This window comes from Saccharopolyspora sp. NPDC049357 (assembly GCF_040677225.1).
Lineage (GTDB): Bacteria > Actinomycetota > Actinomycetes > Mycobacteriales > Pseudonocardiaceae > Saccharopolyspora.
The window spans coordinates 26,030-39,543 of the sequence record NZ_JBFAQJ010000034.1 but is presented as its reverse complement, the minus strand read 5'-3'; the positions used below and the strand labels follow the sequence as shown (position 1 = coordinate 39,543).

Below are 13,514 nucleotides of genomic sequence, written 5' to 3'. Positions count from 1 at the left end.
GACCGCTCGGGCCGCTACCGGCCACCGCGGACGAGGCCGGTGCCGCCGGTCGTCAGGGCTTCGGAACGCTGATCTCGCCGTCGACCGCGCGAAGGGCGATGTCGGTGCGCCAGTGCGCACCGGGCAGGTGGACGCGCTCGACACGCTGGTAGACCTCGTCGCGGGCGGCGCTGAGGTCGGAACCGGTGGCCACCACCGACAGGACCCGTCCGCCCGACGACAGCACGGCGCCGTCCTCGCGGCGACGCGTGCCGGAGTGCAGCACGCCCTGCAGGTCCGAGCCCTGGATGACGTCGTCGACGCGCGGGCGGCCCGGGTAGCCCTCGGCGGCCAGCACGACCGTCACCGCCGAGCCCTGCTCCCACTCCAGTTCCGGCTGCTCGGCGAGCTCACCGCGCGCCACGGCGTTGAACAGCTGCGCCAGCGGGGTGTGCAGCAGCGCCAGCACGGCCTGGGTCTCGGGGTCGCCGAAGCGGCAGTTGAACTCGATGACCTGCGGGCCGTTCGAGGTCAGCGCGAGTCCGGCGTAGAGCAGGCCGGAGAACGGGGTGCCGCGGCGGTCGAGCTCGTCGACGGTGGGCTGCACGACCGTGCGGACCACGGTGTCGACCAGGTCGTCCGGGGCCCACGGCAGCGGCGCGTAGGCACCCATGCCGCCGGTGTTCGGGCCCGCGTCGCCGTCGCCGACGCGCTTGAAGTCCTGCGCGGGCAGCAGCGGGACCACGGTGGTGCCGTCGACCAGGCAGAACAGCGAGGCTTCGGGCCCGTCGAGGAAGGACTCCAGCAGCACCGGGTGGCCGCCGTCGAGCAGCTTCATCGCGTGCGCGCGGGCGGCGTCGAAATCGCCGGTGACCAGCACGCCCTTGCCCGCGGCCAGACCGTCGTCCTTGACCACCCAGGTCGGGCCGAAACCGGCCAGCGCGGCGTCCAGCTTCGCGGGGTTGTCCACGATCTCGCTGCGCGCGGTCGGCACGCCGGCGGAGACCATGACGTCCTTGGCGAAGGCCTTGGACCCCTCGATGCGGGCCGCCGCCTTGGACGGGCCGAAGCACGGGATGCCCGCGGCGCGCACGGCGTCGGAAGCGCCTGCGACCAGCGGTGTTTCCGGACCGAAGACGACCAGGTCGGCCTTCCAGCGGGTGGCCAGCGCGGCCACCTCGTCGGGCTTGGCGACGTCGACGGCGTAGGACTCGGCGAGCGCGGCGGTTCCGGCGTTGCCGGGCGCGCAGGCCAGTGCCGTCACGGACGGATCACGGGACAGCGCCAACACGATCGCATGCTCCCGGCCGCCGCCGCCGATCACGAGGATTCGCACAAAACGCAGCGTAGAGCGTGCGGTGGGCCACTTGGCGGCTGCCCCCGGGGAAGTGTTGCCGCCGGATGGCGCATCGCAGGTCGCGCGGCGTTCACCCGGCGGTCGGCCGCACGTCGCACTGGTGTGCCCCTGGCGTCGGATGCGGGGGGTTGGGTGGAGCCGCCACAGTCGGAACGGGGAGAACGCATGACGATTCGGGGACGGTTGATCGCTTTGTCCGTTGTGGGCGCCGCCGCGCTCGGGGTGATCACCTCGGTGGGGCCCGCTGCCGCCGAGCCGGCCCCGGACACCGCGCAGATCGAGGTGTTCGGCCACCGAGGCGCCTCCGGCTACCGGCCGGAGCACACGCTCGCCTCCTACGAGCTGGCCGCCCGGATGGGCGCCGACTACATCGAGCCCGACCTGGTGCCCACCAAGGACGGCGTGCTGGTCGCCCGGCACGAGCCCGAGATCGGCGGCACCACCGACGTCGCCGAGCACCCGGAGTTCGCCTCCCGCAAGACCACCAAGGTCATCGACGGCACCGAGATGACCGGCTGGTTCACCGAGGACTTCACCCTCGCCGAGCTCAAGACGCTGCGCGCCAAGGAGCGCATCCCGGAGATCCGCCAGCACAACACGGTCTACGACGGCCTCTACGAGGTGCCGACCTTCCAGGAGGTGCTGGACCTGCGGGAGCGGCTGTCCGAGGAGCTCGGCCGCGACATCGGCGTGGCGCCGGAGACCAAGCACCCCAGCTACTTCCGCAAGCTCGGCCTGCCGGTCGAGCCCGGCGTGGTCGAGGCGCTCGACGCCAACGGCCTGAACGAGGAGGACGCGAAGGTCGTCGTGCAGTCCTTCGAGGTCGGCAACCTCAAGGAGCTGCGCGAACAGCTTCGGGTGCGGCTCGTTCAGCTGATCAGCAACAGCGGGGCCCCGCAGGACTTCATCGAAGCCGGTGACCCGCGCACCTACGCCGACCTGGTCACGCCGGAGGGGCTGAAGGAGATCGCGACCTACGCGGACGTGATCGGCCCCGACACCAAGGTGATCCTCCCGGTCGACGACAGCAACCACCTCACCGAGCCGACCGCGGTCGTCGCCCACGCGCACGCCGCCGGTCTGCAGGTCGTGCCCTACACCGTCCGCGCCGAGAACAACTTCCTGCCCGCGGACTTCCAGTCCTCGCAGGACCCGGCCCAGTGGGGCGACGCCCTCGGCTTCTTCCACGCCCTCTACGACCAGGGCATCGACGGCATCTTCAGCGACATGCCCGACCTCGCCATCACCGCCCGAGACCAGCACTGACCCACCGACCCCACCCGGGTGATCCGATTTCAGTGGAAGTCGGGAACCCGATTTCAGTGGAAATCGGACCCCTGAGTTCCGTGGAAGTCGGGAACCCCGGGGTGGAGTGCGAGATGAGTGAGACCGCCGTCCCCTTTCGGGGGCGGCGGTTTCGTCGTTTCGGGTGATCGCGAGGGTGCGCACCTAGGGTGTCCATCGTGGACGGAGGTGCGAGTTGACCCAGCTGATTCTGGTACTGATCGGGGCGTTGCTGGTCACGGCGCTGGCGCGGAGCCGGGAGATCGCTGCGCCGTTGCTGCTGGTGGCGGTCGGCATGGCGGTGTCGCTGGTGCCCGGGCTCGACGAGCTGCGCATCGAGCCGGAGCTGCTGCTCACCGCCGTGCTCCCGCCGCTGCTGTACGCGGCCGCGCTGGAGAGCTCGTTCACCAACTTCAGGGCGAGGATCCGCCCGATCGTGCACCACGGGGTGCTGCAGGTGATCGTCACGTCGTTCGTGCTGGGCTGGATCGCGTTCCTGCTGATCCCGGACCTGCCGCTGGCCTCGGCGATCGTGCTGGGCGCGGTGATCGCCCCTCCCGACGCGGTGACGGCGGCGGCGATCGGCCGCCAGCTGAAGCTGCCGCGCGGGGTGATGACGGTGCTCGGCGGCGAGAGCCTGATCAACGACGCCGCCGCGCTGACGATCTACCGGATGGCGATCACCGCGGCCGTGGGAACCACGCCGACGCTCGCCCAGGGCCTGTGGGTGTTCGCGCTGGCCGTGGTGGTCGGCGTCGTTCTGGGGCTGGGATTCGGGATGCTCGCGCAGCTGGCCCGCCAGCACATCCCGGACGTGCAGATCGCGACGCTGCTGGGCGTGCTCGTGCCGTTCATCGCCTACCTGACGGCCGAGGAGCTGGGCGGTTCCGGCGTGCTGGCGGTGGTCACAGCCGGGCTGTACGTGGGCCACAACCTGCCCCGGGCGCGCGCCGCCGGACGGCTGCAGGAGCACACCGTGTGGGGCGCGATCAACCTGCTGCTGGAGAGCCTGGTGTTCGCCTACATCGGCCTGCAGTTGAAGTCGGTGGTCACCGAGGTGCTGGAGTCCGGGCGCCCGGCGGGTGCCATCGCGCTGGCCACGCTGCTGATCCTGCTGTCGTTGATGGCGTTCCGGGTGCTCTGGATGTTCGCCTCGAACTACCTGCCCGGCGTGTCGCACCTGATCAGGAGCGGTCGCCAGCGCGGCGGCCGGTGGCGGCGGACGGCGGTGCTGTCCTGGGCCGGGATGCGCGGCGTGGTGACGCTGGCGGCGGCGGGCGCGATTCCGTTCACCACCGGCAGCGGAGCTCCGCTGCCCGGCCGCGAGGTGATCCAGTTCGTCGCCGCCGTGGTCACGGTCGGCACGATCCTGCTGCAGGGCACCACGTTGCCGCTGCTCATCCGCCGGTTGGGCATCACCGACCCGGAGGAGGCGCGCAGCGACGACCAGGCCGAGGCGGAGGCGCGGCGGATCGCCACGAACGCGGCGCTGGCCTACCTTGACGGGCTGACCCCGGCCGACGCGCGCTGCGAGAGCTCCGCGCTGAACCGGATGGTCTCCCGGATGCGAGGCCTGGTCGAGCACCAGGGCATGGCCGCGGCCGATCAGGTGGGGCGGACTCCTGCGGAGCGCGCCGACACCTCGACCCGGACGTTCTCCGAGCTGCGGCGCAACATCATCGACGTGCAGCGCTCGGCGATCGCGGACGAACGCGACGCGGGCAACCTCGACGACGAGGTGCTGCGCCGCGTCCTCCGCGAACTCGACCTGCAGGAAGCCGCCGTGGAGAGCTCCTGGCGGAACCGCTGAGGGGACGGAGTTTCAGTTGAAACCCCGTCCCCCGCGAGAGGATCAGGCCATCGAGTGGCGCACGATCGTCTGATCGCGCCCCGGGCCCACGCCGACCGCCGACACGCGGGCGCCGGAGAGCTCCTCGATGCGCTCGATGTAGGCGCGGGCGTTGGCCGGCAGGTCCTCGAAGCTGCGGCAGTCGCTGAGGTCCTCCCACCAGCCCGGCATCTCCTCGTACACGGGAACCGCGTGGTGCACGCCGGTCTGGGTCATCGGCATGTCCTCGACCCGCTCGCCGTCGACGTCGTAGGCGACGCAGATCGGGATGGTCTCCAGGCCGGAGAGCACGTCGAGCTTGGTCAGGAAGTAGTCGGTGATGCCGTTGACGCGGGTCGCGTAGCGGGCGATCACCGCGTCGAACCACCCGGTCCGCCGCGAGCGACCGGTGGTCACGCCGAACTCGCCGCCCTGCTTGCGCAGGTTCTCGCCGGCCTCGTCGGTCAGCTCGGTCGGGAACGGGCCCGCACCGACGCGCGTGGTGTAGGCCTTGAGGATGCCGATCACCGCGCTGATCTTCGTCGGGCCGATGCCGGAACCGGCCGAAGCGCCACCGGCGGTCGGGTTCGACGAGGTCACGAACGGGTAGGTGCCGTGGTCGACGTCGAGCAGCGTGCCCTGGGAGCCTTCCAGCAGCACCCGCTCGCCGCGCTCCAGCGCCTTGTTGATCAGCAGCTTGGTGTCGGCGATGCGGCCCGCGAACTTCTCCGCCTGCCCCAGCACGGTGTCCACGACCTCTTCCGCGTCGATCGCGCGGCGGTTGTAGACCTTGACCAGGATCTGGTTCTTGATGTCGAGGGCGGCCTCGACCTTCTGGCGCAGGATCTTCTCGTCGAGCAGGTCCTGCATCCGCACGCCGACGCGAGCGATCTTGTCCTGGTAGCAGGGGCCGATGCCGCGGCCGGTGGTGCCGATCTGCTTCTTGCCCAGGTACCGCTCGGTCACGCGGTCGATGGCCACGTGGTACGGCATGATCAGGTGCGCGTCGGCGGACAGCAGCAGCCGCGAGGTGTCGACCCCGCGCTCCTCCAGACCGGCGAGCTCCTCCAGCAGGACGCCCGGGTCGACGACGACGCCGTTGCCGATCACGTTCGTCACGCCGGGAGTCAGGATCCCCGACGGGATGAGGTGCAGCGCGAAGTCCTGCCCGTCCGGGAGCACGACGGTGTGTCCCGCGTTGTTGCCGCCCTGGTAACGCACGACCCACTGCGCCTGCTCGCCGAGCAGGTCTGTCGCCTTACCCTTGCCTTCGTCGCCCCACTGGGCGCCGATCAGCACGATCGCCGGCATGTGAAACTCCAACCTGGACTGGGTGGTCGCCAGCGTGACCGCACGCTTCGCCCGCTCCCACCACGGGGTATGCCGGTCGATCAGGGTAAACCAGGAGCGAAACGTGAGTACCACCGCATTGTCCTGCGGAAACGTTGATGGCGCAGCGCGTCCGTCCGGTGACTCTGTGCAATGGCACGAGGTTTCCGCCGCGCCGGGTCGCAACGAGGTCGATCCGCTGCTGGCAGAAGCAACCGATCGGGTGGTCGTGCACGGCACGGACATGGACCTGGCGGCCGTCGTGCTGCGGTTGCTGCGCAAGGAACGGCTGACCGAACTGACCGTCGGCTACGTGCCGGTGGCCGACTCGCCGGTGGCCCGGCTGTGGGGGCTGGCCGTCGGGGACTTCGAGCGCGCGCTGACCGCGTCCCCGCGACCGGTGCCGCTGATCAGGGACGACTCGGGCGGAATCCTGCTGGGCGAGGGCGTGATCGCACCGATCACCGGCCAGGCGTACTGCGACGACGCGCAGGTCCTCAACGGCGCCGCGCAGAGCCTCGTGGTCTCCCCGGACCCGGACGCGGCACCGCTGCCGGACCCGACGGCCGATCCGCTGAACCACACGATCGACCCCCCGATGGACGGGCTGCGGGTAGGCGTCACCCGGCGCGGGCTGCTGCGCCGTCGCACCGAATCCGCGCGGGGGCGGGCGTTCCAGGCGTCGTTCCGGTCGACCACCGTGCGGCACGACGGCACCGATCACCCCAGGCCGATGGAGAAGTGGGTCTGGTACCGGCACACCGAGGACCTCAACCTGGCGCGTTGATCACCGAGTGTGTGGAATTCACATTCTGGTAGCGCGATCGGTGGCGACTTCACGCCATGTCACCTTCCGGCCACTCTTCGGCATTGAATCGGCCACCCACGTGGGCAATCGTCATCTCGAAGCAGGCGATCTAGCCCACTGCGGAGGAAGCCATGACACGTTCGTTGCGCGCCACCCTGACCGCCCTGCCGCTGGCCGGACTGATCAGCATCGGGCTCGCCATCCCGGCCGCCGCCGAGCCGCCGGGAATCCCCGACCCGGCGACCGCGAAGGCCGAGCTCGCTGAGCTGACCGTCGCCGCCGAGGGCTCGATGGACGGCTACAGCCGGGAGAAGTTCCCGCACTGGATCGACGGGCCGGACAACTGCAACACCCGCGAAGCGGTGCTCAAGCGGGACGGCGAGGGCGTCGAGGTCGGCTCCGACTGCTACCCGACCGCCGGCAGCTGGGCCAGCCCGTACGACGGCGAGACCTGGACCCAGCCGTCCGACGTGGACATCGACCACATCGTGCCGCTGGCCGCCGCGTGGCGCTCCGGTGCCGCCGAATGGACCCAGGACCAGCGCCAGGCGTTCGCCAACGACCTGGAAGGCCCGCAGCTCATCGCGGTCACCGACAACGTCAACCAGGAGAAGGGCGACCAAACCCCCGAGACCTGGATGCCGCCGGCGACGGACTACCACTGCACCTACGCCTCGATGTGGGTCGGCACCAAGCACAAGTACCAGCTGACCATCACCGAAGCCGAGAAGGGCGCTCTCCAGACCGCCCTGGACGGCTGCTGAAGCAGCGCAGCCGTTCCACCTGAGGGTTGTTCTGAGGTGGTCCTCCTGCGACACGCACGAGTCGGCGCGCCCGGAGCAGGAGGACCCCAGTGCTTTCCCGTTCGGGGTTCCCGTCACCCGCACCACCGCGCGAAGAGCCCCGAACGAAATCCGGAAAGGCATACTGCGGTCATGGGCGAGTTGCGCACGACTCTGACCGCGCCTCCGGGCGGGGTGATGACCGACGAGGTCGGCGTGATCACCGGCGACCTGGAACTGGCGACCTCCTGCGAGCAGGGCGCGGTGCAGGTGTGGATCCGCTACTCCGGCGCCGAGGAGTGGTACCGCCTCTCAGCGGCCGATTGCGAGCTGCACGACCCGCGCGACCACGAGCCGCTGCACGCCTGCCTGGCAGCCGTGCTGAACCGGCCCTAGCCCTCGTCGGGGTGCAGCGGCGGCAGGGTGGCGACGGCTTCGGCGCGAGTCAGGCCGGACGCCTGCAGCAGGTCGACGGCGATCGAGCGCACCTGCAGGACCACGACCTGCATCGAGAAGTCACCCTCGCCCAGGAGTTCCACTGTGGACTTCTTGGCGACCGAGCGCGCGGCTTCCCTGGCCTGCAGCGGATCCTTGCCGCTGGCCAGCTCGTCGCGCAGCAGCACGACGGTTCCCGCGAGCTCCTCCAGCATGCCCGGTAGCGGTCGCGGAACGGGTTCTTCGTCGCGCAGCGCCGCCAGCGCCCGCCGGGTCAGCACGCGCGTGTTGCGCAGCGCGCGGTCGACGGGAGTGGCGGCGGTTTCGTAGCGCTCCAGGTCGCCGCGCCTGCGCCAGCGGATCGGCGCGAACCTGGCGATCTCGGCTCCGGCCTCCAGCGCGGCGCGGAACTCCTCGACGGACTTGTGGCTCTTGCGGGCATCGGCCAGCACGTCGGCGGCCATCGACATGTCGCGGTGCGCGACCGCGCTCGCGACCCCGCGCAGCGCGTCGGCGAGCGCTCCCAGCACCACGCGACCGTTGCGGTGCGCGACCGCGAGGGGGTTGGCGGGCAGCAGCGCGGCGACGGCGAAGCCGACCAGCCCGCCGATCGCGGCGTCGAGCATCCGCGTCAGCCCGCCCGCGGTGGCGGGCGGCAGCAGCGTCGCGACCAGCACCGACGAGGACGCGGCCTGCAGCACGATCACGCCGCCGCTGTCCAGCAGCACAGCGGTGGACATCGCCAGCGCGACGACCAGCGCGATCTGCCAGGTCCCGGTGCCGATCACCGAGATCAGCACGTCGCCGACCCCGACGCCGATGCTCACGCCGACGACCAGTTCCAGGGCTCGCCGCATCCGCTGCCCGAGCGAGACGCCCAGCGAGATCACCGCGGCGATGGGGGCGAAGAACGGAGCCACGTGCCCGACGAGGTCGTGCGCGAGGAACCAGGCCACGCCGGCGGCCAGCGCGCACTGGACGATCGGCACACCGGTTCGCAGCAACCGCCGGAGCCGGCGGGTCAACTCCTCACGCAAACGCAGCACGACACCATCCTCCGCCACCGAACGTCCGCGCCCGCCGGGCGGTCCCGGATTTCAGTGGAAATCGGGGCCCGGAGTTCCACTGAAATCGGGTTCCCGATTTCCACTGAAATCCGGTCACCCCGGGACGTGCGGGATCCGGGTACGACGGGCCCGGCCACGTGCGGGCAGGGCGTCCGCGCGTGGCCGGGTTCGTGGTCGTCAGGCGAGGTCGTTGGCTTCCAGGGAGGCCGGGTCGCTGTCCTCGAGGAGCTGGCGGCAGCGGTCGAACTCCTCGGTCTCGCCGATGGCGCGAGCCGCCTTGGCCAGTGCCGCGACCGAGCGGAGCACGCCGCGGTTGGGCTCGTGGCGCCACGGGACCGGGCCGAAGCCCTTCCAGCCGGAGCGGCGCAGGGCGTCCAGGCCGCGGTGGTATCCGGTGCGCGCGTAGGCGTAGGCGGCGATGTTCTCCCCGCTGTTCAGGGCGTTGTCGGCGAGCGCGGCCCAAGCGGCGCTGAACGCCGGGTGCTGCGCGGCGACCTCGGCGGGGTCGGTGCCTGCATCCAGGGCGCCCTGCGCCTCCGGGCTCTCCGGCAGCAGCGTCTCCGGCGGCTCCAACAGATTCCTCGTCATGACCCCATCCTCGCACTTCACCCAAGACGACGACGGTCCGTCCACCCACAGGGCGAACGGACCGTCGAAAGACAACAAAGCCAACCAACGTCAGGCAACCGGCGAAGCCGGTTTCTCTTTTCACCACCTGAGCAACTCGCACCGCCGCGGGTTCTCAGCGGCTCTCTGGGGAGGACAGCCGAAGCGCCGTGTATTGGACGACATACACAAGTCTCGGATCCCGGAGCCAGAGAGCCGCTGAGGTTCCGCCACCCGCACCGCCCGGCAAGGCGAGTGCGAACCGAGAAAACTCAGCCGGCGATCATGCGGCCTGCGGACTTGAGGACCTCGCAGCCCTGCGCGACGCGAGCGGCCATGGCCTGCTCGGCGACCTTGAGGTAGCTGCGCGGGTCGTAGGTCTTCTTGTTGCCGACCTCGCCGTCGATCTTGAGCACACCGTCGTAGTTCTTCAGCATGTGGTCCGCGATGGGCCGGGTGAAGGCGTACTGGGTGTCGGTGTCGATGTTCATCTTGATCACGCCGTAGGAGAGCGCCTCGTGGATCTCCTCCAGCAGCGAACCGGAACCACCGTGGAAGACCAGGTCGAACGGCTTGGAGCCGGCGGCCAGGCCCAGCTTCTCCGACACCACGTCCTGACCCTGCTTGAGGATCTCCGGGCGCAGCTTGACGTTGCCCGGCTTGTAGACGCCGTGCACGTTGCCGAAGGTCGCGGCCAGCAGGTAGCGGCCCTTCTCGCCGGTGCCGAGGGCTTCGACGGTCTTGATGTAGTCGCCGGGCGCGGTGTAGAGCTTGTCGTTGATGTCGTTGGCGACGCCGTCCTCTTCGCCGCCGACGACGCCGACCTCCAGCTCCAGGACGATCTTGGCCTTGGCCGACAGCTCCAGCAGTTCCTGCGCGATCTGCAGGTTCTCGTCGAGGTCGATCGCCGAGCCGTCCCACATGTGCGACTGGAACAGCGGGTTCTCGCCGCGGTTGACCCGCTCCTGGCTGATCTGGATCAGCGGCTTGACGTAGCCGTCGAGCTTGTCCTTCGGGCAGTGGTCGGTGTGCAGCGCGATGTTCACCGGGTACTTGGCGGCGACGACGTGCGCGTACTCGGCGAGCGCGGTGGCACCCGTGACCATGTCCTTGACCTTGGTGCCGGAGGCGAACTCGGCGCCCCCGGTCGACACCTGGATGATGCCGTCACTCTCGGCCTCGGCGAACCCGCGCAGCGCCGCGTTGAGCGTCTCCGACGAGGTCACGTTGATCGCTGGGTAGGCGAATTCACCGGTCTTCGCCCGGTCCAGCATCTCCGTGTAGACCTCGGGGGTCGCGATGGGCATCGGTCATCCTCCTCAGATGGAGTTCGGTCGTGAAGTGTCGCGAGATCGCGCAGCATCCTAAGAACCCCAGCGCACCGTCCGCGGCGCGTCGGGGCACATACCACTCGTTCGCGCGTCACAGTGCCCCAGCGGTGTTGTTTTGAAAAGTTGGTGCAAGGATTCAGAAAACGTTCCTGTGCACATACTCACACGCTGGGGCGCTCGCCGCCTACAGCCAAGCGCCGGTGACGACTTCCCACTGGCGGATGGTGGTCGAGGCGATCACCCCGGCCTCGGTGTACGGGTCGGCGGCCAGGACGTCTTCGAGCTCGGCCTCGTCGGCGGTCTCGTAGATGATCTGGGCGCCCTTGCCGTCGGTGTAGGGCCCGCCGGCCAGCAGCGTGCCCCGTTCGGCCAGTCCGCGCGAGTACTCCCGGTGCTCCGGGCGGACCGCCAGCCTCTTGTCCTCGTCGGGCCCGTAGACCAGCTCGACAACGAACCTCGCCATGTTGTGCCTCCCTAGCGGCGAATTCAACGATCCACGCGACGCTAACCCGAACCCACCCCGCGAACCCATCCTCGCCGGGTAAGTTCTTCGATCATGGGCGGTGATTCGGAAGGGATCGAGCGCAGCGTCGAGAAGACCTTCGGCACGCTGCGCAAGTTGGACGGAGTCCACCGGCAGACGCAGCAACCGCTGTCCCTGGAGGACATCTACAAGCAGCAGCGGATGCGGATGGTCCGGCTGGCGATCCTGCTGGTCGACGACATCAGCAGCGCCGAGGACGTGGTCCAGGAGGCGTTCACCGGCCTCTACCGGAACTGGTCCGGGCTGCGCGACGCCAACGCCGCGATCGCCTACCTGCGCACGGCGGTCGTCAACGGTTCCCGCTCGATGCTGCGCCGCCGCAAGACCGCCCGCGAGTACCAGCCGCCGCACCAGGCCAACGCGCGCTCCGCGGAGTCGCTGGCGATGCTCACCGCCGAGCACCAGGCCGTGGTGGACGCGCTGGGCAAGCTGCCGCGCAGGCAGCGCGAAGTGCTGGTGCTGCGCTACTACGGGAACCTGTCGGAGGCCGAGATCGCCGAGGCGACCGGCGTCTCCAAGGGCACCGTCAAGTCGACGGCGAGCCGCGCCCTGGAGGCGTTGCAGAAGCACATCGCGAGCTGACGACGGTCTATATTCGGCGAATCAGACATTCCCCCCGGTCTCACCGTCCGTGACCGGCTCGGCGGGTTCGGGCTGAGCCGCAAAACACCGATTTTGGTGTAGACCACTGCTCGCGTTTGGCGGAGGATCGTCGTTGTGAACACTGCCGAACTGATCCTCACCGGCGCGCGGGTCGTCACCCCGGGCGGAGTCGCGCAGCCGGGCTGGGTGCGCGTGTCCGCGGGCAAGATCGCCGCCGTCGGTGACGGCGCCGTCCCCCAGGGCCCGGCGATCGAGCTGTCCGGGCGCTGGCTGGTTCCGGGCTTCGTGGACATTCACTGCCACGGCGGTGGCGGCGGTTCGTTCACCTCGCTGGAACCCGAGCAGACCGAGACCGCGGTGGCCCACCACCGCGCGCACGGGACCACCACGATGCTGGCCAGCCTGGTGTCCGCGCCGGTGCCGGAGCTGGTCAAGCAGATCGCCACGCTGGCCGAGCTGACCGCCGAGGGCCTGGTGGCCGGTGTTCACCTGGAAGGACCGTTCCTCTCCCACGCCCGGTGCGGCGCGCACGCTCCGGAGGCGCTGTGCGCGCCGGAGGCCGACGACGTCCGCCAGCTGCTCGACGCCGGCCGCGGCACGGTCCGGATGGTCACCCTCGCCCCCGAGCTGCCCGGTTCGCGGGACGCGGTCCGGCAGCTGGTCGACGGCGGTGCGATCGCGGCCGTCGGGCACACCGACGCGATCGCCGACCAGGTGCTGGAGGCCGTGGAGGCCGGGGCGACCGTGGCGACGCACCTGTTCAACGGCATGCGTTCGCTGCACCACCGCGAGCCCGGACCGGTCGGCGCGCTGCTCGACGACGAGCGGGTCAGCGTGGAGCTGATCTGCGACCTCGTGCACCTGCACCCGACCGTCGCCCGGCTGGCCGCCACCCACGCCGGAGTGGACCGGACGATCCTGGTCACCGACGCCATCAGCGCCACCGGCGCCGGTGACGGCACCTACGAGCTGGGCGCGCTGCCGGTGACCGTCGTCGACGGCGAACCCCGGCTGGCCGACGGCTCGCTGGCCGGCAGCACCCTGACCATGGACGCCGCGTTCCGCAACCTGGTGCGCAGCTGCGGGCTGTCCGTGCCGGCCGCGGTCGCGGCCACCTCGACGAACCCGGCGCGGCGGCTCGGGCTGACCGACGTGGGCGAGATCCGCCCGGGCGCGGACGCGAACATGGTCGTGCTCGGTGACGACCTGGACCTGCAGGGCGTCATGCGCGGCGGCCGGTGGCTCACCGAACCCGCGTGACCTGCTGCATCGCCGATCTGCAGCCGTTCGGCCTGGCTGCTGGTTAGGGTCGGGGGATGAACGGCCGGGAAACCGAGGACACGCTGTCCGCCGCGTTACGGGCGCGGGCGAGCGGCCGTCCCTCCTCGTCGCAGCGCACGCTGCGACCCAGTTCCACGAGAGTGCTGCTCTTCGTGATCGTTCTGGGACTCCTGTCCGGTTCGCTCGCGGCGGGCGTCACAGTCCTTTACCCCATTGGGTGATCGTGGGTGTGCGCTGCGTTGATGTCCCGCAGCTCTCCCGAAATCCGGGCGAAGCGGCG

The 13,514-nt window shown here is 70.3% G+C and carries 13 protein-coding genes; 7 read left to right on the top strand and 6 right to left on the bottom strand.

The features are described 5' to 3' along the window. Positions 1-52 precede the first annotated feature (52 nt). Positions 53-1,315 (bottom strand): phosphoribosylamine--glycine ligase, encoded by a 1,263-nt coding sequence (gene purD, locus AB0J91_RS24495; protein ID WP_363872966.1) that lies wholly within the window; start codon positions 1,313-1,315, stop codon positions 53-55. Positions 1,316-1,501: 186 nt separating this feature from the next. On the opposite strand from purD, the gene AB0J91_RS24490 reads away from it, so the two are divergent. Both AB0J91_RS24490 and AB0J91_RS24485 read left to right on the top strand, forming a co-directional pair. After that, positions 1,502-2,602, top strand: a complete 1,101-nt coding sequence (locus AB0J91_RS24490; protein ID WP_363872963.1) for a glycerophosphodiester phosphodiesterase — start codon at positions 1,502-1,504, stop codon at positions 2,600-2,602. Positions 2,603-2,816: 214 nt separating this feature from the next. Then, positions 2,817-4,430, top strand: coding sequence for a Na+/H+ antiporter (locus AB0J91_RS24485; protein ID WP_363872960.1), 1,614 nt, complete (start codon positions 2,817-2,819; stop codon positions 4,428-4,430). Positions 4,431-4,472: 42 nt separating this feature from the next. Here the strand turns inward: AB0J91_RS24485 and AB0J91_RS24480 are convergent, their stop codons facing one another. After that, positions 4,473-5,759, bottom strand: a complete 1,287-nt coding sequence (locus tag AB0J91_RS24480) for an adenylosuccinate synthase (protein WP_363785688.1) — start codon at positions 5,757-5,759, stop codon at positions 4,473-4,475. A 166-nt stretch (positions 5,760-5,925) separates the two neighbouring features. On the opposite strand from AB0J91_RS24480, the gene AB0J91_RS24475 reads away from it, so the two are divergent. The 3 genes from AB0J91_RS24475 (at position 5,926) to AB0J91_RS24465 (ending at position 7,763) form a co-directional block, all read left to right on the top strand. Beyond that, positions 5,926-6,564, top strand: a complete 639-nt coding sequence (locus AB0J91_RS24475) for a hypothetical protein (RefSeq protein ID WP_363872957.1) — start codon at positions 5,926-5,928, stop codon at positions 6,562-6,564. Between the two features lie 152 nt (positions 6,565-6,716). Next, the gene (locus AB0J91_RS24470) at positions 6,717-7,349 is read left to right on the top strand and encodes an HNH endonuclease family protein (RefSeq protein WP_363872954.1); all 633 of its coding nucleotides are present in this window, start codon (positions 6,717-6,719) and stop codon (positions 7,347-7,349) included. Positions 7,350-7,520: 171 nt separating this feature from the next. Beyond that, positions 7,521-7,763 (top strand): hypothetical protein, encoded by a 243-nt coding sequence (locus AB0J91_RS24465; RefSeq protein ID WP_132680425.1) that lies wholly within the window; start codon positions 7,521-7,523, stop codon positions 7,761-7,763. Here AB0J91_RS24465 and AB0J91_RS24460 read toward each other — a convergent pair. From AB0J91_RS24460 to AB0J91_RS24445, 4 genes are all read right to left on the bottom strand, one after another. After that, positions 7,760-8,848 (bottom strand): FUSC family protein, encoded by a 1,089-nt coding sequence (locus AB0J91_RS24460; protein WP_363872951.1) that lies wholly within the window; start codon positions 8,846-8,848, stop codon positions 7,760-7,762. The two genes, AB0J91_RS24465 and AB0J91_RS24460, sit on opposite strands and share 4 nt — an antisense overlap. Positions 8,849-9,046: 198 nt before the next feature. Then, positions 9,047-9,457, bottom strand: a complete 411-nt coding sequence (locus AB0J91_RS24455) for a DUF3151 domain-containing protein (protein ID WP_363872948.1) — start codon at positions 9,455-9,457, stop codon at positions 9,047-9,049. Between the two features lie 290 nt (positions 9,458-9,747). Then, entirely contained in the window at positions 9,748-10,782 is a 1,035-nt protein-coding gene (gene fbaA / locus AB0J91_RS24450; protein ID WP_363872945.1) for a class II fructose-bisphosphate aldolase, read from the bottom strand. Between the two features lie 208 nt (positions 10,783-10,990). Next, positions 10,991-11,269, bottom strand: coding sequence for a YciI family protein (locus tag AB0J91_RS24445; RefSeq protein WP_363785673.1), 279 nt, complete (start codon positions 11,267-11,269; stop codon positions 10,991-10,993). 93 nt (positions 11,270-11,362) lie between these two features. On the opposite strand from AB0J91_RS24445, the gene AB0J91_RS24440 reads away from it, so the two are divergent. Both AB0J91_RS24440 and nagA read left to right on the top strand, forming a co-directional pair. Continuing rightward, positions 11,363-11,932 carry a SigE family RNA polymerase sigma factor gene (locus AB0J91_RS24440; RefSeq protein ID WP_363785671.1) on the top strand — a complete coding sequence of 190 codons (570 nt, stop codon included), beginning with the start codon at positions 11,363-11,365 and terminating at the stop codon, positions 11,930-11,932. A gap of 126 nt (positions 11,933-12,058) precedes the next feature. Beyond that, the gene (gene nagA, locus AB0J91_RS24435; RefSeq protein WP_363873052.1) at positions 12,059-13,213 is read left to right on the top strand and encodes an N-acetylglucosamine-6-phosphate deacetylase; all 1,155 of its coding nucleotides are present in this window, start codon (positions 12,059-12,061) and stop codon (positions 13,211-13,213) included. The last annotated feature ends 301 nt before the right edge of the window (positions 13,214-13,514 follow it).

Excerpts from the sequence above, each read along its gene's own strand:
- AB0J91_RS24465 (WP_132680425.1), top strand. The coding sequence starts at position 7,521 with ATGGGCGAGTTGCGCACGACTCTGACCGCGCCTCCGGGCGGGGTGATG.
- AB0J91_RS24470 (WP_363872954.1), top strand. The coding sequence starts at position 6,717 with ATGACACGTTCGTTGCGCGCCACCCTGACCGCCCTGCCGCTGGCCGGA.
- AB0J91_RS24440 (WP_363785671.1), top strand. The coding sequence starts at position 11,363 with ATGGGCGGTGATTCGGAAGGGATCGAGCGCAGCGTCGAGAAGACCTTC.
- AB0J91_RS24455 (WP_363872948.1), bottom strand. The coding sequence starts at position 9,457 with ATGACGAGGAATCTGTTGGAGCCGCCGGAGACGCTGCTGCCGGAGAGC.
- AB0J91_RS24445 (WP_363785673.1), bottom strand. The coding sequence starts at position 11,269 with ATGGCGAGGTTCGTTGTCGAGCTGGTCTACGGGCCCGACGAGGACAAG.
- AB0J91_RS24480 (WP_363785688.1), bottom strand. The coding sequence starts at position 5,759 with ATGCCGGCGATCGTGCTGATCGGCGCCCAGTGGGGCGACGAAGGCAAG.
- AB0J91_RS24490 (WP_363872963.1), top strand. The coding sequence starts at position 1,502 with ATGACGATTCGGGGACGGTTGATCGCTTTGTCCGTTGTGGGCGCCGCC.
- fbaA (WP_363872945.1), bottom strand. The coding sequence starts at position 10,782 with ATGCCCATCGCGACCCCCGAGGTCTACACGGAGATGCTGGACCGGGCG.